This window comes from Ruegeria sp. SAZD011, from assembly GCF_059612545.1.
Genome location: NZ_JBXWQU010000022.1, coordinates 187,286 through 210,776, shown reverse-complemented (window position 1 = coordinate 210,776; position 23,491 = coordinate 187,286). Strand labels below are relative to the sequence as shown.

General features: G+C 64.8%; 22 protein-coding genes. 7 read left to right on the top strand and 15 right to left on the bottom strand.

The window, feature by feature from the left end; translation table 11 throughout:
• The first annotated feature begins 83 nt into the window (after positions 1–83).
• A complete protein-coding gene (locus AC2FLM_RS09695) occupies positions 84–1,481 on the top strand; it encodes an FAD-binding oxidoreductase (protein ID WP_496801772.1) in 1,398 nt (465 codons plus the stop codon).
• Between the two features lie 255 nt (positions 1,482–1,736).
• Positions 1,737–4,244 (top strand): GcvT family protein, encoded by a 2,508-nt coding sequence (locus tag AC2FLM_RS09690; RefSeq protein WP_496857528.1) that lies wholly within the window; start codon positions 1,737–1,739, stop codon positions 4,242–4,244.
• 52 nt (positions 4,245–4,296) lie between these two features.
• Here the strand turns inward: AC2FLM_RS09690 and AC2FLM_RS09685 are convergent, their stop codons facing one another.
• The gene (locus AC2FLM_RS09685; protein WP_496857526.1) at positions 4,297–4,725 is read right to left on the bottom strand and encodes an EF-hand domain-containing protein; all 429 of its coding nucleotides are present in this window, start codon (positions 4,723–4,725) and stop codon (positions 4,297–4,299) included.
• Between the two features lie 308 nt (positions 4,726–5,033).
• Positions 5,034–5,624, bottom strand: a complete 591-nt coding sequence (locus AC2FLM_RS09680; protein ID WP_234137484.1) for an HD domain-containing protein — start codon at positions 5,622–5,624, stop codon at positions 5,034–5,036.
• A gap of 101 nt (positions 5,625–5,725) precedes the next feature.
• On the opposite strand from AC2FLM_RS09680, the gene AC2FLM_RS09675 reads away from it, so the two are divergent.
• The 3 genes from AC2FLM_RS09675 (at position 5,726) to AC2FLM_RS09665 (ending at position 8,193) form a co-directional block, all read left to right on the top strand.
• Complete coding sequence (locus tag AC2FLM_RS09675) at positions 5,726–6,577, top strand: LysR family transcriptional regulator (RefSeq protein ID WP_496857524.1); 852 nt, start codon at positions 5,726–5,728, stop codon at positions 6,575–6,577.
• Between the two features lie 73 nt (positions 6,578–6,650).
• Positions 6,651–7,262, top strand: coding sequence for an MliC family protein (locus tag AC2FLM_RS09670; protein WP_496857522.1), 612 nt, complete (start codon positions 6,651–6,653; stop codon positions 7,260–7,262).
• Positions 7,263–7,266: 4 nt separating this feature from the next.
• Positions 7,267–8,193 (top strand): PLP-dependent cysteine synthase family protein, encoded by a 927-nt coding sequence (locus AC2FLM_RS09665; protein ID WP_496857520.1) that lies wholly within the window; start codon positions 7,267–7,269, stop codon positions 8,191–8,193.
• Between the two features lie 48 nt (positions 8,194–8,241).
• Here AC2FLM_RS09665 and AC2FLM_RS09660 read toward each other — a convergent pair whose 3' ends face one another.
• The 4 genes from AC2FLM_RS09660 to AC2FLM_RS09645 form a co-directional block, all read right to left on the bottom strand.
• Positions 8,242–8,577: a carboxymuconolactone decarboxylase family protein gene (locus tag AC2FLM_RS09660; protein ID WP_234137488.1), complete on the bottom strand. Its 336-nt coding sequence runs from the start codon at positions 8,575–8,577 to the stop codon at positions 8,242–8,244.
• A gap of 70 nt (positions 8,578–8,647) precedes the next feature.
• Positions 8,648–9,298, bottom strand: a complete 651-nt coding sequence (locus AC2FLM_RS09655) for a DUF938 domain-containing protein (protein ID WP_496857518.1) — start codon at positions 9,296–9,298, stop codon at positions 8,648–8,650.
• On the bottom strand, positions 9,295–10,365 hold the full coding sequence (locus AC2FLM_RS09650) for an NAD(P)/FAD-dependent oxidoreductase (RefSeq protein WP_496857516.1): 1,071 nt from the start codon (positions 10,363–10,365) through the stop codon (positions 9,295–9,297). Before AC2FLM_RS09650 ends, AC2FLM_RS09655 begins: the two co-directional genes overlap by 4 nt.
• Entirely contained in the window at positions 10,362–11,300 is a 939-nt protein-coding gene (locus AC2FLM_RS09645) for an aldo/keto reductase (protein ID WP_496857514.1), read from the bottom strand. Before AC2FLM_RS09645 ends, AC2FLM_RS09650 begins: the two co-directional genes overlap by 4 nt.
• 151 nt (positions 11,301–11,451) lie before the next feature.
• Between AC2FLM_RS09645 and AC2FLM_RS09640 the strand changes: the two genes are divergently transcribed.
• Together AC2FLM_RS09640 and AC2FLM_RS09635 are read left to right on the top strand one after the other, a co-directional pair.
• Positions 11,452–11,853, top strand: a complete 402-nt coding sequence (locus tag AC2FLM_RS09640) for a hypothetical protein (RefSeq protein ID WP_234220675.1) — start codon at positions 11,452–11,454, stop codon at positions 11,851–11,853.
• Positions 11,854–11,856: 3 nt separating this feature from the next.
• Positions 11,857–13,095 carry an HlyD family secretion protein gene (locus tag AC2FLM_RS09635; protein ID WP_496857511.1) on the top strand — a complete coding sequence of 413 codons (1,239 nt, stop codon included), beginning with the start codon at positions 11,857–11,859 and terminating at the stop codon, positions 13,093–13,095.
• A 45-nt stretch (positions 13,096–13,140) separates the two neighbouring features.
• Here the strand turns inward: AC2FLM_RS09635 and AC2FLM_RS09630 are convergent, their stop codons facing one another.
• From AC2FLM_RS09630 to xdhA, 9 genes are all read right to left on the bottom strand, one after another.
• Positions 13,141–13,539 carry a hypothetical protein gene (locus tag AC2FLM_RS09630; protein ID WP_496857509.1) on the bottom strand — a complete coding sequence of 133 codons (399 nt, stop codon included), beginning with the start codon at positions 13,537–13,539 and terminating at the stop codon, positions 13,141–13,143.
• A 5-nt stretch (positions 13,540–13,544) separates the two neighbouring features.
• Positions 13,545–13,778: a hypothetical protein gene (locus AC2FLM_RS09625; RefSeq protein WP_234137495.1), complete on the bottom strand. Its 234-nt coding sequence runs from the start codon at positions 13,776–13,778 to the stop codon at positions 13,545–13,547.
• 247 nt (positions 13,779–14,025) lie between these two features.
• Complete coding sequence (locus tag AC2FLM_RS09620) at positions 14,026–15,099, bottom strand: BMP family ABC transporter substrate-binding protein (protein WP_234142876.1); 1,074 nt, start codon at positions 15,097–15,099, stop codon at positions 14,026–14,028.
• Between the two features lie 53 nt (positions 15,100–15,152).
• Positions 15,153–16,073, bottom strand: coding sequence for an ABC transporter permease (locus AC2FLM_RS09615; RefSeq protein WP_234137497.1), 921 nt, complete (start codon positions 16,071–16,073; stop codon positions 15,153–15,155).
• Between the two features lie 3 nt (positions 16,074–16,076).
• A complete protein-coding gene (locus tag AC2FLM_RS09610) occupies positions 16,077–17,159 on the bottom strand; it encodes an ABC transporter permease (protein WP_234137498.1) in 1,083 nt (360 codons plus the stop codon).
• Positions 17,160–17,198: 39 nt separating this feature from the next.
• Entirely contained in the window at positions 17,199–18,716 is a 1,518-nt protein-coding gene (locus tag AC2FLM_RS09605) for an ABC transporter ATP-binding protein (protein WP_496857506.1), read from the bottom strand.
• Entirely contained in the window at positions 18,713–19,681 is a 969-nt protein-coding gene (gene xdhC, locus AC2FLM_RS09600; protein WP_496857504.1) for a xanthine dehydrogenase accessory protein XdhC, read from the bottom strand. Before xdhC ends, AC2FLM_RS09605 begins: the two co-directional genes overlap by 4 nt.
• Positions 19,671–22,010: a xanthine dehydrogenase molybdopterin binding subunit gene (gene xdhB / locus AC2FLM_RS09595; RefSeq protein WP_496857502.1), complete on the bottom strand. Its 2,340-nt coding sequence runs from the start codon at positions 22,008–22,010 to the stop codon at positions 19,671–19,673. Before xdhB ends, xdhC begins: the two co-directional genes overlap by 11 nt.
• A complete protein-coding gene (gene xdhA, locus AC2FLM_RS09590) occupies positions 22,007–23,392 on the bottom strand; it encodes a xanthine dehydrogenase small subunit (protein ID WP_496857500.1) in 1,386 nt (461 codons plus the stop codon). The genes xdhB and xdhA overlap by 4 nt, the downstream gene beginning before the upstream one ends.
• Positions 23,393–23,491 lie beyond the last annotated feature (99 nt).

Here is a 23,491-nt window from a genome sequence, read left to right as displayed (position 1 = left end):
GTATTGACCCGCAAGCCCCCGGCTCTCTACTTAACACATGAACCTTGGCGGGGCTGGCCCGCCGGGGCCAAGGGGGGACAGAAATGGCTCAGATCACCGCATTGCCGCGCAACGAGACCGGCATCGAAACCGTGATCGGTATCCTGAAACAACGGTTCGGTGATCGGGTACAGACCGGCCAGGCGATCCGCGAGCAGCATGGCCACACCACCACCTGGATCGAGAACCAGCCGCCCGATGCGGTGGTCTTTCCCACCTCCACCGCCGAAGTGTCCGAGATCGTCAAGACCTGCGCCGAACACAAGGTGCCGGTCATCCCCTTTGGCACCGGCACTTCGCTCGAGGGGCACGTGAACGCACCCGCCGGCGGCATCTCGGTCGACCTGATGCAGATGAACACTATCCTCGCCGTGCACGCGGGCGATCTCGACTGCGTGGTCCAGCCGGGCGTCACCCGCGAACAGCTCAACACCCACCTGCGCGACCAGGGCCTGTTCTTTCCCATCGACCCCGGCGCGAATGCCTCGCTGGGTGGCATGGCCTCGACCCGCGCCAGCGGCACCAACGCGGTGCGTTATGGCACGATGAAGGACAATGTCCTGGCGCTCGAAGTGGTGATGCCCGATGGTGAGGTGATCCGCACCGCGCAACGGGCCAAGAAGACCTCGGCAGGCTATGATCTGACCCGGCTGATGATCGGCGCCGAGGGCACGCTGGGCATCATCACCGAGATCACTCTGAAACTGCAGGGCATCCCCGAGGCGATCTCGGCCGCCCGCTGCTCCTTCCCGACGGTCGATGCCGCCTGTCAGGCGGTGATGACGACGATCCAGTTTGGCATCCCGGTGGCGCGGATGGAGCTGCTGGACGTGATCGCGGTGCAGGCGGTCAACGCCCATTCCAAGCTTGACCTGCCGGAAACCCCGCTGTTGCTGCTGGAGTTCCACGGCTCCGAGGCGGGCGTCGCCGAACAGGCCGAACTTTTCGGCAGCATCGCCGAAGAGAACGAAGGCAGCGGGTTTGCCTGGACCACCTCGACCGAAGAACGCAACCGGCTGTGGAAGGCGCGGCACGAGTTTTACTGGGCGTCGCTGCAACTGCGCCCGGGCCGCACGGCGTTGGCCACCGATGTGTGCGTTCCGATTTCGCGGCTGGCGGAATGCGTCAACGCCGCCACCGCCAAGGCCGAGGAACTCGGCCTTTTTGCGCCGCTGGTCGGGCATGTGGGCGACGGCAATTTCCACATCTCGCCGCTCATCGACAAGGATGACCCGGACGAGATTGCCAAGACCGAGGCGTTCACCGCCTGGCTGGCCGAACTTGCCATCTCGATGGACGGGACCTGTACGGGCGAACACGGGATCGGTCAGGGCAAGCGCGCCTATCTCGGCCAGGAACTTGGCGCGACCACCCGCTATATGACCGCGATCAAGGCCGCACTGGACCCGTTGAACATCATGAACCCGGGCAAGATTCTCTAACCGGTACGGCGGCGACGCCAGAGATTTTTCGACGAAAAATCTCGCCTCCGGCGGGAGTATTTGTCGCGGAATGAAGCGGTGATGGCCCTTCATTCCGCCCAAAATACTCAATTGCGACCGTGTCTGGACCGGGCGCGCGCGTCGTTGTCAAGGCGGAGGTCGGTTTTGCGCGCTTTTGCGTCGGATGGACTTGGCTTGTGCGAAAGGGCTTCGGCATAAACCATCCCAAAGAGACTCAACCCGGAGAGCGGTCCCATGAAAACCCAAGTCAAAGCACTGGTCGTCGGCGGCGGTGCCGTCGGTACCTCGATCGCCTATCACCTGGCCAAGGCCGGCTGGGACGACGTCATGCTGATCGAGCGTGACGAGTTGACCTCCGGCTCGACCTGGCACGCGGCGGGCCTGTTGCCGCTGTTCAACATGTCCTACGCGACCACCCATATCCACCAATACTCGGTCGATTTCTACAAGACGCTGGAAGAGGAAACCGGGCTGAATGCCGGTTTCGCCGTGGTCGGCAACCTGCGCATGGCGCAGACGCAGGATCGTATGGACGAGTATATGCTCTATGCCTCGACCGCCGAGACCTGTGGCGTGAAATACGAGTGGCTGACCCCCGAGCAGATCAAGGAGCGTTGGCCGCTGATCGAGACCTCGGATCTGAAGGGCGCGATCTATCACACCGAGGACGGCTATATTAACCCCGCCGACGTGACTCAGGCGATGGCCAAGGGCGCGCGTCAGCGTGGCGTGGAGATCGTGCGCAAGATGCAGGCCGATGCCTTCCACTGGACCGGCACCCACTGGGAAGTGACCTGCACCAAGATGGTGGAAAAAGGCGGCAACCTCGTGCCCTCCGACGAACAGGTCGTGATCACCGCCGAGCATGTCGTCACCGCATCGGGCAACCACGCGCAGCGCACCGCCAAGCTGCTGGGCATCAAGATGCCTGCGATCCCGGTTGAGCACACCTTCATCGTCATGGATCAGGACCCCGAACTGGTCAAATGGCGCGAAGCGGGCAACCCCGAGCACCCCGTGGTGCGCGACGCCGACAACGAATCCTATGCCCGCGAGGAGCGCGGTGGCTGGATCCTGGGCATCTACGAACACGGCGCGCCCGCGCGGTTCGAATACGGTGTGCCGGACAGCTTCCGCGCCGATCTGTTCCCGCTCGATCTGGACCGGATCGCCGATCAGTACATGGCGATGGCCGAGCGCGTGCCCTCCTGCGCCGAAAGCGGCCTGAAGGACGATTTCAACGGCCCGATCTGCTACACGCCCGATGGCAACCCGCTGGTCGGCCCCGCACCGGGCCTGCGCAACATGTGGCTGGCCGAGGGCTTCTCCTTTGGCATCACCGCCGCCGGCGGCACCGGCTATTACCTGGCGCAGATGATGGTCGATGGCGAGGCCGAGATCGACATGGCCAGCCTTGATCCCAAGCGCTACAGCTCGAACTGGATGACCACCGAGTTCGCGGCGCGCAAGAACGAGGAATGCTACGAACACGTCTACATCCTGCACCACCCGGACGAAGAGCGCGAGGCCTGCCGCCCGCTGCGCACCGCGCCCGCCTATGATCGGCAAAAGGCGCTGGGCGCGCAGTTCGGGTTCGTCAACGGTTGGGAGCGTCCGAACTATTACGGCCCGCTCGATGCGCCCGAAAATTTCGACCATGACGCGCGCAGCTTCCGCCGTGGCGGCTGGTGGCAATACGCCGTCGACGAGGCCAAGGCGATCCGCAACGGCGTGGGCCTGATCGACGCCACCGCCTTTACCAAGCACGTGGTCAAGGGCCCCGGCGCCACCCAGTTCCTGGACTGGTTCACCTGCAACAAGCTGCCGAAAGTGGGCCGGATCAACCTGACCTATGCGCTGACCAGCGCTGGCACCACCCGCACCGAATACACCATCGTGCGCAATGGCGAGAACAACTACTACATCGTCTCCGCCGGGGCGTGGACGGAGTATGACGCCGACTTCCTGCGCAAGGCGGCCGAGGACAAGATGGAGGAGTTCGGCTATATCGAGATCCAGGATGTCACCACCCAGTGGGGCGTCTTTGCCATCGCCGGGCCCAAATCGCGCGACGTGCTGAAAGAGGTGATCAAGGACGCCGATCCCGAAACCGCCCTCTCGAACAAGCGTTTCCCGTGGCTGTCGGCCCGTCAGATCGAACTGGGCATGTGCCCCGTGAACGCGATCCGTGTGGCCTATACGGGTGAGCTGGGCTGGGAGTTGCATCACCCGATCGAGATGCAGCGCTACCTGTGGGATCTGCTGCTGGCTGCCGGTGAAAAGCACGGGATGAAGCTGGTTGGCGCCCGCGCCCAGAACTGGCTGCGTCAGGAGAAGAGCTATCGCGCGTTTGGCACCGAGCTTGGCCGCGATGCGACCCCGCTGGAGGCCGATCTGCCGCGGTTCGTGGACCTTGGCAAAGACTTCCACGGCAAGGCCGAGATGGAGGCCAAGGGCATCCGCTCGAAATGCTGCACCCTGTTGATCGACGGGCCTGCCGATGCCGATCCCTGGGGCCGCGAGGCGCTTTATACGCCCGAGGGTGAGCGGGTCGGTCGTCTGACCTCGGGCGGCTATTCGGTGGCCTTCGAGAAGTCGATCGGCATGGGCTATGTGAAGCCTGAACTGGCAGTTGAGGGGACCAGGCTGAAGGTCAAGATGCTGGATCAGCTGTGGGACGCAGTCGTGACCTGCGACAGCCCCTATGACCCCAAGAACGAGACCATCCGCAAGGACGGCTGACGCCTCGCCTGAGAATGAGAGACGGCCCCGGACATCCGGGGCCGTTCTTGTTTCAGCCGCCCGGTTTGAAATCGGCGCTGCTGATCACGCCATCGCCATTCTTGTCGAGCATGTCGAAGAAGGCCGCGGACTTTGCGCCGAATTCCTCGACCGAGACCAAACCATCGCCATCGGCATCGTTGAAGGCGCGGTCCATCGCCTGATCGACCAGCGCCATCGGCCCCTTGCGGCCACCGGCATTGGCCTCGATATCGGCACGTCGGGTTTCGTCGAACAGGTCATATTCGGCGGCATCCAGCGCGCCATCCTCGTTCTGGTCGAACATCACGAAAATCTCGCCGCGTTTCTCGGTGATCTCGGCGACGGTGATCAACCCGTCGCCGTCCATGTCCCAGTTTTCGATGAAATGCGCCCCGGGCGTGCCCTGGGCCAGGGCGGCGGTGCCAAGGGCACAGGCCGAAGCGAGAAGGAGAAGGCGCATCAGAGTTACTCCTGTTTGACGGCATTCATGCGTCAAACGGGTGATGCGCCCCGATCCGTCGGGCCATTTCGCCGCAGGGGGGCTCCCGCCCGTCGGAGGCGCATCAAAGATGCACCCCCTCCCGTTGGGCCGGGCGCCGCGCGGGGCGCGGCGTGGGCGCTTAGAGAGGCCCCGCCCCACGCAGGGCCAACTGTTGCAGGATCGAGGCAAGGGCCATCGCGGCCAGCAGAATCGCGGATTTCATCAGCGCGCTCCCTGTCATGTGTTCCGGTATTACCTGAAACGGGTGGGAGGCGGTGTTCCGTCGCTTATCCTTCGGCGGTCTCGTTCAGCTCCATGTGACCGCCGCCGCGGGACAGCACCCGCCGCAGGATCGGTTCGAAGAATTCCAGCGGTTTGGTCGGATAGTCCGGGTCGAACGCGCATTGGTCGTATTCATGGCAGAAATACCGCGCGTCTTCCCAATAGGGGCTGTCGCGATACTTGTCGCGGGCGTTGCGGTCGCCGCCCCAGTAATGGTTGTAATAATAGCCCTGGAACACGCAGTGATGTTGCAGGATCCAGTAACATTTCTCGCTGACATAGGGTTTCATCATCGCCGCGGCCAGTTCGCCATGGTTGTAGGGCGACAGGATATCGCCCACGTCATGCACCAGCGCGGCCACGACAATCTCGTCCTCGGCGCCATCGGCATGGGCGCGGGTCGCGGCCTGAAGCGAGTGCTGATAGCGGTTGATCGGGTAGGGGGTCCAGGCCTCGTCCAGCGAGCGGATCGCGTCCAGTATCCGGTCGGGCAGGGCGGCGTTATAGGCCTCTTCATACTCCATCACCGCGTCCCAATCGGCCTGGGTGGCCTCTTCGAAACTGGTCCAGGTGGGTTTTTGTGACTTGTCCAGCATGGCGCGTTTCCTTCGTGTCTGCCTGGGGCAAAGGTAGCAGAGCGCGACTGAGCAGAAAAACGAATTGATTTGCTCAGTGTGATTTGAAAATCTTCTCAGTTATGCAGATAGTCGCGCTTGAAACCTTTCTCGCCATTGCCGAGGCCGGCAGTTTTCACGCGGCAGCCCGTGGGCTCAACGTCACCCAGACCGCTGTCAGCGCCCGCATCAAGGCGCTTGAAACCGCGCTGGGGGTCGCGCTTTTCGAGCGTGGTCCGGCTGGCACGCGCCTCAGCCTTGCCGGGCAACGGTTCCGCCCACATGCCGAGCAGATGCTGCGGACATGGACCTTCGTCACAGCCGAAATGGCCGCAGGCCCCGGCGCGCGCGGCGCCTTGCGGCTGGGGGCGCAACTGTCGCTCTGGGATGCGCTATTGGTCGACATGGCGGTCTGGCTGGAACAGGAACAGGGCGTTGTCCCCTTCACCCTGAACTATGACCACGCGCTTGATATGGGGGTGGCAGTGGCCGAACGCCTTGTCGACCTGGCTTTGGTACATGACCGCCCGACGCAGCCCGGGATCGAGGTAACTGACCTGCCCGACGAACGGCTGACGCTGGTATCGGACCAGCCCCTGACGCTCGGGCGGGATGAGATGCCGTTGTTCATCAACCTTGAATTCTGCGCTGAATATGACCGGCTCTGGCAACAGGTGATGCCGCCCGGCAGCCGTCAGCATATCGTTCTGGGCAATGCGGCGATGGGGCTGCGCTATCTGATGCGGCGCGGCGGGGTGGGGTACTTCCCCGATACGATGGTCATGGGCTCGCTGCGGCGCGGGCGGCTGCACGCGGTGCGTGGCGCGCCCGAGATGCGGCTTGCCTGCCGCGCTATCCACCTGCGCGACAATCCGGGCCTTGGCCAGATCGAAACCGCAATCACCGGCCTGCGCAAGCTGCGCGGTGGACGCTGACAGCGGTCTTGGCCCGTGGCGATGGCGTGCTAGACTAAACGCGATTTTCAGTTCGCTGTTCAGGAGAGACGCCATGCGCGCCTGTTTCACCTTGTGCCTTCTGCTGGCCGCCCCGGCGTTCGCTCAGGAAGGCCCCTCCTTCGACTGCTCCAAGGCACAGAGCGATGTCGAAACCCTGATCTGTGAGGATGCCGACCTTGCCCGGCTCGACCGGCTGGTCGCGGAACGCTACACTGCGGCGCTTGCGGTGATCGACGGATTGGACACTGGCGCCGAGCGGGCAAAGCAGAGCCTGCGCGCCGAACAGCGCGGCTGGATCAAGGGCCGCGACGAGTGCTGGAAGGCGGGCGATTTGCGTACCTGTATCGCCGATACCTATCTGCGGCGCGAGGGCGAGCTGGTCGCTCGCTGGATGCTGGAGGAGCCGACCGGCATTGCCTTCTGGGCCTGCGGCGGCAATCCGGCGAACGAGGTCGTGACCTATTTCTATGCCACCGAACTGCCCAGCGTCCGGTTCGAACGCGGCGACAGCATCGATACCGGTACCCTGGTGCCGACCGGGTCGGGTGCGAAATACGAGGGCAGCTTTGGCCGTTCGATCTGGACCAAGGGCGACAGTGCCCTGTATCGCGACCCCGACCCGGACGGCAGCGAATGGGACTGTGTGTTGACGTCGAATGGTTAACGGGATGCGTGGTGACGACACATTGACGGCAGTCGGCAACACACCGCTGGTCCGCCTCCGCGCGCTGGAGCCGGAAGGCGGCGCCGAGATCTGGATCAAGCTCGAAGGCGGCAATCCCACCGGGTCCTACAAGGACCGCATGGCCATATCGGTCTTGGGCGGTGCCATGCGGCGGGGCGATCTGCGCCCGGGCGACCGGGTGGTCGAATACACCGGCGGCAGCACCGGCACCGCGCTGGCCTTTGTCTCGGCGGTGCTGGGGCTGCGCTTCACGGCGGTGTTTTCCGATGCCTTCTCGGCCAGCAAGCGGCAGGCGATGGCGGCCTTCGGCGCCGAGGTTCTGGTTGAGGAGAGCCATGGTCAGGGCATCACGCCCGACCTGATCCAGCGGATGAAGGCGCGCGCCTTTGCGTTGGCCGCAGAACCGGGCAGCTATTACGCCGATCAGTTCGGATCGCCCGACGTGCGCGCGGGGTACGAACCGATGGGACGCGAGATCGCCAAAGCCTTGGATGGACAGCTCGATGTTCTGGTGTCGGCCGTCGGCACCGGGGCGGCGCTGATGGGGGCGGCCGATGGCCTGACACAGGCCGGGGTCACGGCGCAGGTGATCGCGCTCGAACCGCTGCAATCACCGTTGCTCACCACCGGCAAGGGCGGCGCGCACCGCGTCGAAGGGGTCGGGGTCGGCTTTGAACCGCCCTTTCTGGACCGTGGGCGGCTGTCTGACATTCGGGCGATTGATCAGGAGCAGGGATTCGAGATGTGCCGACGCCTGGCGCGGGAAACCGGCGTCTTCGGTGGCGGATCGACCGGCCTGAACGTGGTTGCCGCAATCCAGTTGGCGCAAGAAATCGGGCCGGGCAAACGCGTCGTCACCTTTTGTTGCGACAACGGTGGCAAATACCTGGGTGGCCATATCTACGGCTGATCCCGGATGTGGCGGGGCGCGCGCTTCGTCCGCGCCCCGGACTGCTCGTTACCCGACCAGTTCGTCGAAACACTCCAGCGCCTTGGCGGCATACATCATCGACGGCCCACCCCCCATCTGGATCGACATGGCCAGCACATCGGACAGTTCCTCGCGGCTGGCGCCGGCCTTGACCAGCGCCTCGACATGCAGCGAGATGCAGGGCTCGCAACGCGAGGCGATGGAGATGCCGAGCGCCACGAATTCCTTGGTCTTGAAATCCAGCGTGCCGCCTTCCTTGACCGTCTTGCCCAAAGCGCCAAAGGCGCGGGCGGTGTCGGGAATGGCGCCATGCAAATTGCGCAGCCCCGCGCGGGTGGCTGACAGCTTGTCGTTCCAGTTCATTCGAATGTCCTTACACACATATTGACATCAGCATGTGTAAGGGTTGCCGGCGCGGCGGCCTTGATCTGGATCAGACCCGCGGCTTTTCAGCGATCAGGGCCAGATTGTTCGCGGGCATCTCGACCACGTCGGCCATCTCAAGCCCGACGGCCTGCATTCGGTCCATCGTGTCGAAATCGTCCTTGTATCCGATTTCGGGATCATCTGCCGTCAGGGCGGCGTGAAACCGTGCATCGCCCTCGCTGGTCAACTCGCCCGCCCGCATGAACGGGCCATAGATCACCAGCCGCCCGCCGGGCGCCAGCGCGGCGGCGGCCTCGGCGATCAGGGTTGCGACCTCATCCTCGGAAATCAGGTGCAGCAGGTTGATCAGCACCACCAGGTCCTGACCCGCCCAATCCGCGCCCCAGCCGGGGCGCGTCGCGTTCAGCTCCTGCACTGGCGCGACATTGTCCAGGCCCTCGCAATAGGCGTCGATGCTGGCGCGGCGCCGGGCGTCCACTTCGGTCGGTTGCCAGTGAAGCCCCGGCAGCCGCGCGGCAAAGGCGCTGACATGCTGGCCGGTGCCGCTGGCCAGTTCCAGTGCGCGGCCTTGGGTCGGGGCCACCTGCTCCAGCAGGTCGCAGAGCACGCCCACGTTCCGTTCCGCAGCGGGCGCGACCATGCGCGCACCTTCACCAGTCGTGGCGATACTGGCGACCGAGGGCGGCTTGCGGCTCATCTCAGCCGCTCCGGCCGCAACTGCACCACCACCCCGGCTTCGATCTCGGGCGCGGCGCCTGTCACCAGGTCGCATAGCAGTTGCGAGGCCGCGGGCGAGGTCTGGAACCCATAGCCGCCCTGACCGGCGCACCAGATGAAATCGTGTTGATCCGGGTCCGGCCCCAGCACCAGCACCCGGTCGGGGGCAAAGCTGCGCAAGCCCGCCCAGTTGCTGTCCATCCGGGTGACTTCCTCGGTCACCATCTCCTGATAGCGCGCCAACCCCTCGGCCAGAACCATGTCGTCGGCCCAGGCGTCCTGCGGCTCGACCGGGTCGGCCTCGGCAGGCGAGACGATCAGCTTGCCCGCATCGGGCTTGGCATACCAGGTCTCGCCGACGCCCATCAGCATCGGCCAGCAGCTCAGGTCATGACCGCCCGGCGCGGGAATGCGCGCCATCGAGCGGCGATAGGGCTGCAAGCCGATCGGCGCCATCCCGGCCATCACCGCCACCTGGTCGGCCCAGGCGCCTGCGGCGTTGACGATGTTGCGCGCCTCAAACACATCGCCCGCCTCGACCTGCCAGACCGCGCCGCGCGCTATCCGCGTCACCCGCCGCCGGGTCAGCACTGCGCCGCCATTGGCGCGAATGACACGCGCGAAATCCTGCATCAGCCGGTCGGTGTCGATATCCCAGGCCTCGGCATGATGGGCGGTATAGACCACCGTTTCCGGGTTCAGGATCGGCACCATGGCCCGCGCCTCGTCCACCGAAATCGGCGTCATCTCCATGTCGGCGACATCCGTCTGAAACGCATTCGCCTGATCTGCGCCACCCACCAGCATCAGCCCGCGCGGGGTCAGATAGCCGCCATTGGCGGTGTGGTGATAATCGGCGCTGGCCCGGTTCAGTGCCACCACGGCGGGCTTGCCATAAGCCGCCTCGAACAACGCCGCCGAGCGGCCCGAAGCGTGGTACCCCAGCGCGTCCTCGGCCTCCAGCACCGTCACCTTGCCATGCGCCGACAGGCGCGCGCCCGCGCTCAGGCCCGCGATGCCGCCGCCGATCACCAGAAAGTCGATCATGCCTGTTCCTCGATCCTGTCCGTCGCCGGGGGCGGCGCCGGGCTCAGCGCCGTGAGCCGCGCATAAAGCTCTGGCGACATCTGAAATTCCATTGCCGCCAGCGAGGGGCGCAACTGCTCGGCTGAACGGGCCGAGACGATGGGTTGCGCGCCCAGCGGGCTGGCCGCCACCCAGGCCACCGCCAGCGTTGCCGGATCGACGCCCAACTCGGCCCCGATTTCGGCCAGCCCCTCGGCCGCGCGCGGCATCCAGTCCATCCCATAGCGCGCGGCATATCGGTGATCCTCGGTCAGCCGTCCGGCACCGCCTCCCGCATATTTCCCGGTCAACAGGCCACCGCCCAGCGGCGAATAGGCGGCCACATTGATCCCTTGGTCGGCGCACATCGGCAGGATCTCGACCTCGGCCTGGCGCTTGACCAGATTGTACATCGGCTGCATCAGGTCGATGCGCAGGTCGAACAGGCTGGCCACAGCGACTGCCTTCATCACTTGCCAGGCGGCAAAATTCGACAGGCCGACATAGCGGATCTTCCCCTCGTCCCGCAGCCGCGCAAAACACTCCATCGTTTCGTTCAGGTCGGTATCGGGGTCGAACCGATGCAGATAAAGCGCGTCGACCATGTCGAGACCCAGCCGCTGTCGGCAGACATCGAATTGCGCGCGCATGTTGGCCGCGCCCGCGCCTCCGTCATAGCCCACCTTGGTAGCGATCAAGAGCCGTTCGCGCTCGGCCCGGATCATCTCTCCCAGAAGGGACTCGGACTGGCCGCCGGTATACACATAGGCGGTGTCGAAATGGCTGAGGCCCGCCTGGCGGCAGGCGTCGAACATTGCCGCCGATGCTGCCGCGTCTGCGCGGCCGCCAAATTGCATGGTTCCAAAGGCAAAAGCGCTTGCCGGGCTGCCGTCGGGGGTGGTGAGGAGCGATGTCATGCGCGGACAATGGCACGCACCGAAAGGGTCGAAAAGATCAAATCCTATTTGATCGCGACGGCTTGCACCCTGCGGTTCCGGCGGCGCATAGTTGCGCTGACTGATTAAATGTTTTCGGGAGAGCAGTTTGAGCGCGGAGAACATACATCCGATGGCATCCGGACATGTGCCGTCCTATATCGTGGCCGCCGACGGCAGTGATTTCCTGCTGGGTTTCATGGCGGTCTTTACCATAGGCCTGATCCTGCTGATCGGCGTTGGCTATTTCACCCTGCATGCCCTGCCGGAGCGCATGGCCCACAAAAGCAACCATTCCCAGTTCCAGCTGGTGGGGATTCTGGCGCTGCTGGCGCTCTTTACTCATAACAACGTGTTCTGGGTGGCTGCGGTTCTGGTGGCGGGGTTCCAGCTTCCCGATCTGGCCGCACCGCTGCGCGCCATCGCCGATGCGATCCGCGCGCGCGGCGCCGATTCCGAGAGGCAGGACGATGCGTCGCCGGAGACGGTTGCCGAACCGCATTCCCATCCTGCCGCTGCGACAGAGGGGCACTGACCCATGCTCGAAACGATACTCTGCGCGCTTGTCACGCTTTTGCCGGACTATCTGTTCCGCCGCTATGTTCAGGGCAAGCGCATTGGGCATGAACTGACTCTGTTCTCGGTCTGGTATGAATTGCGCTGGGGGCTTACCAGTTGTGCGATGCTGACCCTGACGGTCATCACCACGCTCTTCTACTTTCATCCTGCGACCAACGCGGTAACCTCGTATTTCCGCACGGTGACGATCCTGCCTCAGGTCGGCGGGCGCGTCGAAGAGATCTATGTGACCAACAACCAGGAAATCGAGGCGGGCCATCCGATTCTGCGGCTCGAAGGGCTGTCGCAACAGGCAGCGGTCGAGGCGGCCAAAGCCGGCATTGCCCAGATCGAGGCGGCGCGCAAACTGGCGGTAACCGATCTGGCCATGGCCGATGCGGGCATTGCCCAGGCGCGGGCGGCGCTGACCCAGGCGCAAGAGGATCTGGCCCGCAACCAGAGCCTCAAGGATCAGGGGTCGAGCGCGGTGCGCCTGACCGAGATCGAGCGGCTCGACAATCTGGTCAGCGAGCGCGAGGCGCTGTTGCAGGCGGCCGAGGCCGGCAAGGCGGCAGCGCAGCAGCAGATCGACGTTCTGATCCCGGCACAGATGGCCAGCGCCCAGGCGCAGCTTGAACTGGCCGAGGCAGAACTGGGCAAGACGCTGATCGTGGCGGGGGTCGATGGGCGGATCGAACAGTTCGGGCTTGAGGTCGGCGACTATGTCAGCCCGCTGTTGCGCCCTGCGGGTCTTCTGGTGCCGTCGGATTCGGGCCGGGGCCGGTTCCAGGCCGGGTTCAACCAGATGGCGGCGCAGGTGATTAAACCCGGCATGGTCGGCGAGATCGGTTGCATGACCAAGCCCTTTACCATCGTTCCCATGGTGGTGGTGGCGGTGCAGGACGTGATCCCCTCGGGACAGATCCACCCCAGCGACGTGCTGCGCGACCCGGCCAAGAACCTGACGCCCGGCAGCGTGACCGTCTATTTGGAGCCGCTCTACGAAGGCGGGGCCGATCTGCTGCCACCGGGCAGCGCCTGCCTTGCCAACGTGTACACCAACAACCATGACCGTCTGGAGCATGACCCCGACCTGGGTGGCTTCGAACGCGCCTTTTTGCATGTGGTGGACACAATCGGCGTGGTGCATGCCGCAGGCCTGCGGCTGCGGGTACTGCTGATGCCGATGCAAACCCTGGTTTTCTCGGGGGGCCACTAAAGCATCACGGTGATCAGGCGAAAGGGGCCGTTTCCGGCCCCTTTCCTATTCGGCGGCGATCACGGACTGATCGGTGATCACCATGCTGCACGCGCGACAGGCGGTTTCGCCGGTCTGATCGAACCAGCGGCAACTGGCGCGGATCGGGCAGGGCGGCAGGCTATTGGCCATAGGCACACGGGCCGCTTCCAGATGCTCCAGCACATGATCGATCACCCCGCAGCGGCTGCCGGTCCATTGCGCACAGCCCGAGGTCGCGCAGGGGGAGGAAAAGCGCATGCGCGCCTCGGGCCTGCCATGGGCAGAGGCGGTTTCGACGAAATCGGCGTCGATGGTCATGGAACTGCGCAGATGGCGCACATGCCCGTCCGACCCCTTGATGCCCAAGAGCTGGTTGCCCGGCGCGCAGCGCGCGCTCGGGCAGGTTCTTTCGGGGCTGGACATCGGCCTCACCCCAGGCGGGCGAGCATGTTGCCCATCTGCTTTTCCCGCTCCAGCAACGGGTCGAGTTCGGGGTGCAGGATGATTCCGTACCAGTCGCGAGGGAACTTCGTCACCCAGGGTTTCTCGAACCCGGTGCGGGCGATATGGCCAAGGACCAGCTTCTGGATTTCGCCCTGAAGCTCCATCTCGGTGGTCTTGTCCATTTCCAGATTGCCGGTATCGACAACAAAACGTGCCATGTCAGTCTCCTTTATGAAAATGCCACCCCTGAAAATACGTATGAGGCAGGGACAGGGTACACGCTGAACGGGCTGCACCCTATGCGGGAAAACCGGACCATCATACACGCATCGGCACGTTTTTGCCGATCGGAACCGGGGGGAATGGCCAAGAAAATTCGACGAATTTTCTTGGCCCGGCGGTGCAAGCCGCAAAGAAAAAGGCCCCGCCGGGGCGGGGCCTTTGGTCCGGTCATCAGGCCGGGGATCAGTTCGGGATGTCGCCTTCGATGCCTTCGACGTAGAAGTTCATACCCGCCAGCGTGCCGTCATCTGCGGTTTCGCCTTCGGCCAGCCAGTCCGACCCGTCCTGCTTCTTCAGCGGGCCGGTGAATGCGTGATAAGAGCCGTTGGCAAGCGCGTCCTTCAGCGCCAGCGCCTCGGCCTTCACATCGGCCGGAACCGCGTCCGAGATCTCGCCGATGCCCACCATGCCGGCACCGATGCCGTCCCAGGTGCTTACGCTGGTCCAGGTGCCATCCATCACCGCCTTGGTGCGGGCGATGTAATAGGGCGCCCAGTTGTCGATGATCGAGCTGACGCGCGGCATCGGGGCATATTCGCTCATGTCCGAGGCCTGGCCAAAGGTGATCACGTTGCCTGCGGCCTGCGCGGCGGCCTGCGGCGCGGTGGAATCGGTATGTTGCAGTATCACGTCGGCGCCCTGTTCAATGAGCACCTTGGCGGCGTCGGCCTCTTTCGCCGGATCGAACCAGGTATAGGCCCAGACGATCTTGAACTGCACGTCCGGGTTCACCTTGCGGGCGTGGATGAAGGCCGAGTTGATGCCGCGGATCACTTCGGGGATCGGGTAGGAGCCGATGTAACCCACGATGTTCGACTTGGTCATGCGCCCGGCGATGGTGCCTTGCACGGCGCGGCCTTCATAGAAACGGGCCGAATAGACCGACACGTTCTCGGCCTGCTTGTAGCCGGTGGCATGCTCGAACTTCACCTTCGGGAACTTCTTGGCCACGTTGATCGTGGGGTCCATGTAACCGAACGAGGTGGTAAAGATCAGATCGGCGCCTTCGAGCGCCATCTGGGTCATCACCCGCTCGGCATCGGGGCCTTCGGGCACGCTTTCGACGAACACGGTTTCGACCTTGTCGCCAAATTCCGCCTCGACGGCCTGGCGGCCCTTGTCGTGCTCATAGGTCCAGCCGCCGTCGCCGACCGGGCCGACATAGACAAAACCGACCTTGGTCTTGTCCTCCGCCATGGCGCCGGTCGCCAGACCCAGCACCATTGCGGCACTTGCGAGAAGTGAGGTGAATTTCATGTAGTGACTCCCCTTTATGGTTCGTTTGCAGTTTCGTTGTGGTTGGCCCCTCGTCAATGAGAGGCGTGGAAGCTGCGTCCAAGTGCGGCAGGCGCACCGCTCTTGTCCGCGGAAAGGATCACAAGCACAAGGATCGTGATGAGATAGGGCGACATTGCCAGATACTCGACCGGGATGGCAACGCCCGCCGCCTGAAGGTTCAGCTGAACCACGGTGACGCCGCCAAAAAGATAGGCCCCCAGCAGCGCGCGCCAGGGTTTCCAGCTGGCAAACACCACCAGAGCCAGAGCGATCCAGCCGACACCGGCGGTCATGCCTTCGGTCCACTGGGGCACCCGGATCAGGCTGATATAGGCGCCGCCCAGCCCCGCGCAGGCGCCGCCGAACAGGATCGCCAGAACGCGGATGCGGATCACCTTGTAGCCCAGCGCATGGGCTGCATCGTGGTTTTCTCCCACCGCGCGCAGGATCAGGCCCGCGCGGCTGTATTTCAGAACCCACCAGACCGCGCCGGTCAGCAGGATGCCCAGATAGAGGATCGGGTCATGGCTGAACAGGATCGGCCCCACCACCGGCAGATCGCTGAGCACTGGCAGGTCGAGCCGCCCCATCGCGGGCGGTTTGATGCCGACATAAGACTGGCCCATAAGCGCGCTCAGCCCCAGGCCGAACAGCGTCAGCGCCAGACCGCTGGCGACCTGGTTGGCCAGCGCCACCTGGGTCATCAGCACAAAGAGCAGCGACAGGATGGCCCCCCCGATGGCGGCGGCGATGAAGCCCAGCCAGGGCGAGCCGGTCTCGACCGAGATGGCAAAGCCGCAGATGGCGCCGGTGATCATCATGCCCTCGACACCGAGGTTCAGGACACCGGCCTTTTCCACCACCAGCTCGCCAATGGCGGCCAGCAAGAGAGGGGTTGCCGCGACCATGAGAGAGGCCACCAGCAGGACGGGATTGATTGCAGACAGGTCCATGGTTCACGCCACCTCTTTGCGGGCCGCACGGATGCGGTAGTTGGTCAACAGATCCAGCGCCAGCAGGAAGAACAAGAGCATCCCCTGGAACACCTGGATCGCGGCGGCGGGCAGACCCAGACTGCCCTGTGCGATCTCGCCACCGATATAGGTCAGCGCCATCAACCCTCCGGCCAGCAGGATGCCCACGGGATGCAACCGGCCCAGAAAGGCCACGATGATTGCGGTAAAGCCATAGCCCACGTTGAAATCGATACTGATCTGGCCCGACGGGCCCGAGACCTCGAACAGCCCCGCCAGCCCGGCCAGCGCGCCGGACATGCCCAGGCAGAACAGGATCAGCCGGGCAGGTTTCACGCCCGCGAACCGCGCCGCGCGCGGGGCCTCGCCGGTCAGGCGGATGTGAAAGCCGGTCATGTGCCGGTTCAACAGAACATAGGCAAAGATAACCGCGACAAAGGCGGCCACCACGCCCCAATGCATCCCCGATCCCTCGATCAGTTCGGCGTTATGAGCGCTGGCATAGGATTGCAGGTTGCGCGAGCCGGGAAAGCCGAAGCCTTCGGGGTTCTTCAGAAGGCCCAGCGACATCGAGGCAAGAAATTGCTCGGCCACATAGACCAGCATCAGCGAGACCAGGATCTCGTTGGTGCCGAACCGAACCTTGAGGAAAGCAGGGATCATTGCCCAGACCCAGCCGCCAAAAGCGCCCGCGAGCACCATCAGGGGAAAGATATAGAAGGCCTCCATCGGGTAGAAGGCCAGACCGACACCGGCGCCAACGATGGCGCCCATGATATACTGTCCCTCGGCGCCGATGTTCCAGATGCCCGCACGAAAACCCAACGAGAGGCCGATGGCGATCAGCACCAGAGGGGCACCCTTCACCAGCAGTTGCGGACGGTAATAAAACGCATACTCGCCGAAAAGCGGCTCCCAAAAGATGGTGCCGATCGCTTCGACCGGGTTCTTGCCCAGTACCGCAAACAGCAGCCCGCCGCAGATCATTGTCGCCAGCACCGCCACCAGCGGCGTTGCCATCGACCAAGTGCGCGAAGGCTGCGGACGTTTCTCCAGCACGATCATGCGCGCGTCTCCCTGTTCTTCTTGTTGTCGGGGGAAATGTCAGACATGCGCCACCTCCATCCCGTGGGCACCGCCCATCATCAGGCCGATCTCGTCCACGGTCAGACCGACAGTGGTGCGCGGCGCGCTCAGCCGCCCCTCGTTCAGCGCCGCGAACGTGTCCGAGATCTCCATCAGCTCGTCCAGGTCCTGGCTGATGCAGACCACCGCCGTACCCTTGGCCGCCAGATCCAAGAGCGCCTGCCGGATCGCGGCGGCCGCCGATGCATCCACACCCCATGTGGGCTGGTTCACCACCAGCACGTCAGGGTTCTGCAACACCTCGCGCCCGATGACGAATTTTTGCAGGTTGCCGCCCGACAGCGAGCGCGCCGCGTTTTCCGGCCCCGGCGTGCGCACGTCGAATTCCTTGATGATCCGCTCGGCGAATGCCTGCGTTTCGGCCCATTTCAGGAACCCGTTGCTTTCCAGCCCTTCGCGCACCGATCCGGTGAGCAGCGCGTTTTCCGTCAGGCTCATATTGGGCGCCGCCGCATGGCCCAGCCGCTCCTCGGGTGCCGTCAGAAGACCCAGCCGCCGCCGCGCCACCGGACCCAGCCGGCCCACCGGCTGGCCATCCTTCTTGACCGCGTCCGCCGCCGTCAGGATCTCGCCAGACAACACCGCAAGCAACTCGTCCTGCCCGTTGCCCGCAACCCCGCCGATGCCCAGAACCTCGCCCTTGCGCACCGTCATATGGACGTTCTTCAGCGAGGTCCCGAATTCGCTGGGTGAGGGCACCGACAGGCCCGAGATATCCAGCGCGATCTCGCCGAACTCGCGGCCCGACCGTTCCGGCGTCTTCAGCGCCGTGCCCACCATCATTTCGGCCATGTCGCGGGCCGAGGTCTCGCGCGGGGTGCATTCGCCCACGTTCTTGCCCAGCCGCAGGATGGTCGCGTGGTCGCAAAGCGTGCGGATCTCCTCCAGTTTGTGGCTGATATAGAGGATCGAGGTGCCCTCGGACCGCAGTTTTTGCAGCGTCTGGAACAGGATCTCGACCTCCTGCGGCGTCAGCACGCTGGTCGGCTCGTCCATGATCAGCAGCTTGGGGTCCTGGAGCAGGCAGCGGATGATCTCGACCCGCTGCCGCTCGCCCGCGCTCAGGTCGCCCACCGTGCGGAACGGATCAAGCGGCAGGCCATAGGTCTCGCTCACAGCGCGGATGCGCGCGGCCAGATCGCCCATCGCGGGCGGGTTCTCCATCCCCAGCGCGATGTTCTCGGCCACGTTGAGCGCGTCGAACAGCGAGAAATGCTGGAACACCATGGCAATCCCGTCGGCGCGCGCCGCGCGCGGCTCGGGCGGGGCATAAGGCGCGCCGCGCAGGGTCATGCTGCCGCTATCGGGCTTGACCAGCCCATAGATCATCTTGACCAGCGTGGACTTGCCCGCGCCGTTCTCGCCCAAGAGGGCATGCACCTCGCCTTCGCCAATGTCGAAACTGACATTGTCGTTGGCGACAACGCCGGGATAGGCCTTGGTCAGGCCCGTGATGCTCAGAAGTGGTGTGCTCACGCGCTGAGCTCCTTCCTTGTCGTTTCGCTATGCGCCGGGCTTAGCAGCCGGGCGGCAACGCCAATGGCGATGCTGGCGGGATGTTTGCCCAGGGCGGGGTCGCCGATCGGGCAGGTGATGCGGGCAATCTGCTGCGGCGTGTGGCCAAGCGCGGCCAGCCGCGACCGGAATCGTGCCCATTTGGTAGCCGAGCCGATCAGCCCGGCAAAGGTAAAATCATGTCGCAGCAACCGGTTGCAGAGTTCCAGGTCCAGTTCATGGGAATAGGTCAGGATCAGATGTTCGGCCTCTTTCGGCGCATAGGCAACCAGAGCTGCGGGCCGCGCCGCGGGCAGCGGCGTCACCCCGGCCGGGATGGTTTCGGGAAACCGCTCCTCCCCGGTATCAACCCAGGTGATGGCGATCTCGGGCAGTGGCGACAGCACATCGACAAGCGCCCGACCGACATGGCCCGCGCCCCAGATCCAGAGCTGTCGCGCCGGTTTTAGTATCGGCTCGACCATCCAGTCACCGATCAGCTGCGCCTCCGGCAGTACACCCTGTCCACGCGCCCGCGCCAGCAGGCGCTTGACCGCGAGTGGCGCGCCGGAAACCTGCAAGGTTTCCGGTCCGTTTTCCGTGCCGGAAAACGGCAGCGCGGGCCGCGCGACCACCGTGCCATCGACCGTATCAAGCCGCGCCGCATCCCAGAATTCCGTCAACAGTGTCACCGCCCCGCCACAGCACTGGCCCAGCTCTGGCCCCAGCGCATGACGGCTCAGCCCAAGCCGCCCGGCGCGCGCCGCCTCTGCCGCCTGAAACTCCAAGGCTCCGCCACCGATCGTGCCCGACTGGCCGTCTTGCCAGACCAGCATCGCCGCACCCACCTCGCGCGGGGACGATCCCCTGATCGCCGCGATCACCACTCGGGTCACTCGCCCATGCGCGGCCACCGCTGCGCGCAGCCCCTCCAGATCAAACGCCATCGCTTAGCCTCCGGATGCCTTTCCAGACCTCCTCCGCCGTCGCGGGCGCGTTCAGCGCCGGATAGGCATCGCCACAGGACGCCACCGCATCGGACAAAGCCAGCCAGGCCGAGATGCCCAGCATGAACGGCGGCTCGCCCACCGCCTTCGACCGGTAGATCGTATCCTCGCGGTTCTGCCCGTCCCAAAGCGCCACGTTGAACACCTCGGGCCGGTCCGAACAGGCCGGGATCTTGTAGGTCGAGGGCGCATGCGTCCTGAGCCGCCCGTGATCGTCCCAGACCAGCTCCTCGGTGGTCAGCCAGCCCGCGCCCTGCACATAGCCGCCCTCGACCTGGCCGATATCCAGATCCGGGTTCAGCGAGGCACCGGCATCATGCAGGATGTCCGCGCGCAGGATGCGGTATTCGCCGGTCAGCGTATCCACCGCCACCTCGGTCACCGACGCACCATAGGCAAAGTAGTAGAACGGCCGCCCGCGCCCCTGGATCCGGTCCCATTCGATCTTGGGCGTCTTGTAGAACCCGGTGGCCGACAGGCTGATCCGCCCCTGATAGGCCAGCGCCGCCGCCTCGGAAAAGCTGTAGCGAGCCTCACCCACCTCGACCTGCCCATTCGCGAACCGGACCGAGGCGACCTCCGCCTGATGCCGCTCGGCGAGAAACACCGCCATCCGGTCGCGGATGGTGTCGCAGGCGGCCTTGACCGCCATGCCGTTCAGGTCCGACCCGCTAGAGGCTGCCGTGGCCGAGGTATTGGGCACCTTGGCGGTATCGGTGGCGGTGATCTTCACCATCTCCAGCGGAATGCCGAACCGGCTTGCCGCCACCTGCGCCACCTTCTGGAACAGGCCCTGGCCCATCTCGGTGCCGCCATGGTTCAGATGCACGGAGCCGTCCTGATAGACATGCACCAGCGCACCCGCCTGGTTCAGATGGGTCAGGGTGAACGAAATGCCGAACTTCACCGGTGAAAAGGCAATCCCCCGCTTGACGATCGGGTTGGCCGCGTTCCACGCCGCCACCGCCGCCTTGCGCGCGGCGTAATCCGACGACGCCAGCAGCGCCTCGGTCATCCCGTGCAACTCGAAATCCTCGACCACCTGCCCATAGGGCGTGGTATTCTCCTTCATTCCGCTGGAAGTACTCCGGGGGGAGGCCGCAGGCCGGGGGGCAGCGCCCCCCATCGGTGCCGCATAGTAATTCCGCTGCCTCAACTCGACCGGGTCGATCCCCAGCACATGCGCGGCATGGTCCATCACCCGCTCGATCCCGACCATCCCCTGCGGTCCGCCAAAGCCGCGATAGGCGGTGGCGGATTGGGTATTGGTCTTCAGCCGGTGGCTCTCGATCCGCGCGTTGGGCAGCAGATAGGCATTGTCCGCATGCAGCATCGCCCGGTCCGCCACCGGCAGCGACAGGTCCTGCGCCCAGCCGCAGATCGCGTGATGCAGGAAGGAGACGCCCAGTATCCGCCCCTCCGCGTCGAACCCGGCACGATAGGCGATGCGGAACGCGTGGCGCTTGCCGGTGATCATCATGTCGTCGTCGCGATCATAGCGCATCTTGCAGGCACGACCGGTGGCGCGCGCCGCCACGGCGCAGGCCACTGCCAGCGCGTTGCCCTGGCTCTCCTTGCCGCCAAAGCCGCCGCCCATGCGGCGGGTCTCGACCCGGACGGCGTGCATCGGCACGCCCAATGCCTCGGCCACCTTGTGCTGGATCTCGGTCGGGTGCTGGGTCGAGCTGTGCACCAGCATGTCGCCACCCTCGCCGGGCAGGGCCAGCGCGGCCTGACCTTCGAGATAGAAATGCTCCTGCCCGCCAAGCTCGAACGTGCCCTCGATGACATGGGCCGCCCCGGCAATCGCCGCCTCGGCATCGCCCTTTTCATAGATGCGCGGCCCGTCCTCGAACCGGCTGTCGGCCGCCAGCGCCTGTTCGATGGTCAGGATCGCGGGCTCCTCGGCATAATCGATCCGCGCCCGCCGTACCGCCTTGCGCGCGGCCAGGTGGCTGGTCGCTACCACCACGAAGATCGGCTGACCGACGTAGTGGACGGTGCCGTCCGACAACAGCGGCTCGTCATGGGCCGAGGGCGAGACATCATTGGCAAAGGGAAGATCTTCGGCCACCATTACCCGGATCACGCCGGGGGCGCTCTTCACCTCTTCGAGGTTCATCGCAGTGATCCGCCCCTTGGCAATCGTGCTCAGGCCAAAGGCCAGATGCAGCGTGTCGCGCGGGGTGGGGATATCGTCGACATAGCGGGCGGTGCCGGCCACGTGCAGCGGAGCCGCGTCATGCGGCAGGGGTTTGGCGACGCTCATGCCCGTACCTCCAGCACATTGGCCAAATGGCCCTGATCCTCGGCGAAATAGCGGCTCAGCATCGCTTTGGCGGTCTCCATCCGGTAGCGTGCCGAGGCGCGCATGTCCGACATCGGGGTGAAATCGGCCTCGAACTCTGGCAGGGCCGCGTTAACAACCTCTTGTGTCCAGGGCTGTCCGGTCAGCGCCGCCTCGACCGCGCGGGCGCGTTTCGGGATGCCCGCCATGCCGCCAAAGGCGATGCGTGCGGCGGTGACGGTGCCGTTTTCCACCGTGATGTTGAAACAGCCGCAGACGGCCGAGATATCCTGATCGAAGCGCTTCGACAGCTTGTAGCATTTCAGCCGGTCGGGCTGGCGCGGGAAACTCACCGCCTCGACAAACTCGCCCGGCGCGCGGTCCTGCTTGCCGTAGTCGAGAAAGAACGCCTCGAGCGGCAGGTCGCGGCGGGTATCGCCCTTGCGCAGATGCAGCGTTGCCCCCAGCGCGATCAGCGCGGGCGGGTTGTCACCGATGGGCGAGCCATTGGCGATATTGCCGCCGACTGTGGCGGCGTTGCGCACCTGCACGCTGGCATAGCGGCGGATCATTTCGCCATAGGACGGGTGCAGGGGAGCCACGGCGTCGCGCATTCGGTTCATGTCGACCATGGCACCGAGGCGCACATGGGTGTCAGTTACCTCGATCCCTTTAAGATCGGCGCAGCCGGAAAGGAAAATGACCTTGGGCAGGTCGCGCAGCTGCTTGGTGACCCAGAGGCCCACATCGGTCGCCCCGGCAATCAGGGTCGCGTTGGGGTGGGTTTCGTAAAGGGCCGCGAGTTCATCGGAGGATGTTGGGGAAGAGGGGGGCTCTGCCCCCCGACCTGCGGTCTCCCCCCGGAGTATTTCCGGCGAAATGAAGGCGCGATCGGTGGCGAGCCAGCCGGGTTTCGGCGCGTCCTCGACCGCGCGGGCGGCGCGGATGATCGGGGCATAGCCGGTGCAGCGGCAGAGATTGCCTGCCAACTGGGTGTCGTGATCGGTGGCGCCCTCGGCATGGCCCGCAACCATCGACATCACGAAGCCCGGGGTGCAGAAACCGCACTGACTGCCGTGATGGGTGACCATGGCCTGTTGCACCGGATGGCTGCCGCCCAGCCCTTCGACCGTGCGCACCGCCTTGCCATGCAGTTGCGGCAGGAACAGGATACAGGCGTTCAGGGCGCGGGTGCCATCGGCATCGCTGACAGCCACGGTGCAGGCGCCGCAATCGCCCTCGTTGCAGCCTTCCTTGGTGCCGGTCAATCCGCGTGCCTCGCGCAGCCAATCGAGCAGTGTCGCCGTGGGGTCGACCCCTGCCAGCGTGACTGTCTCTCCATTCAGAAGAAACGAGATGTCCATCCTGTGAAACCGGTCGCGTTACCCTGTTGGCCCATGGCTGCCCACCTTCGATGCGACGTAGAAAGGGGCCGGGCTGTTGTCTGTCAGGAAGGTTAGAAA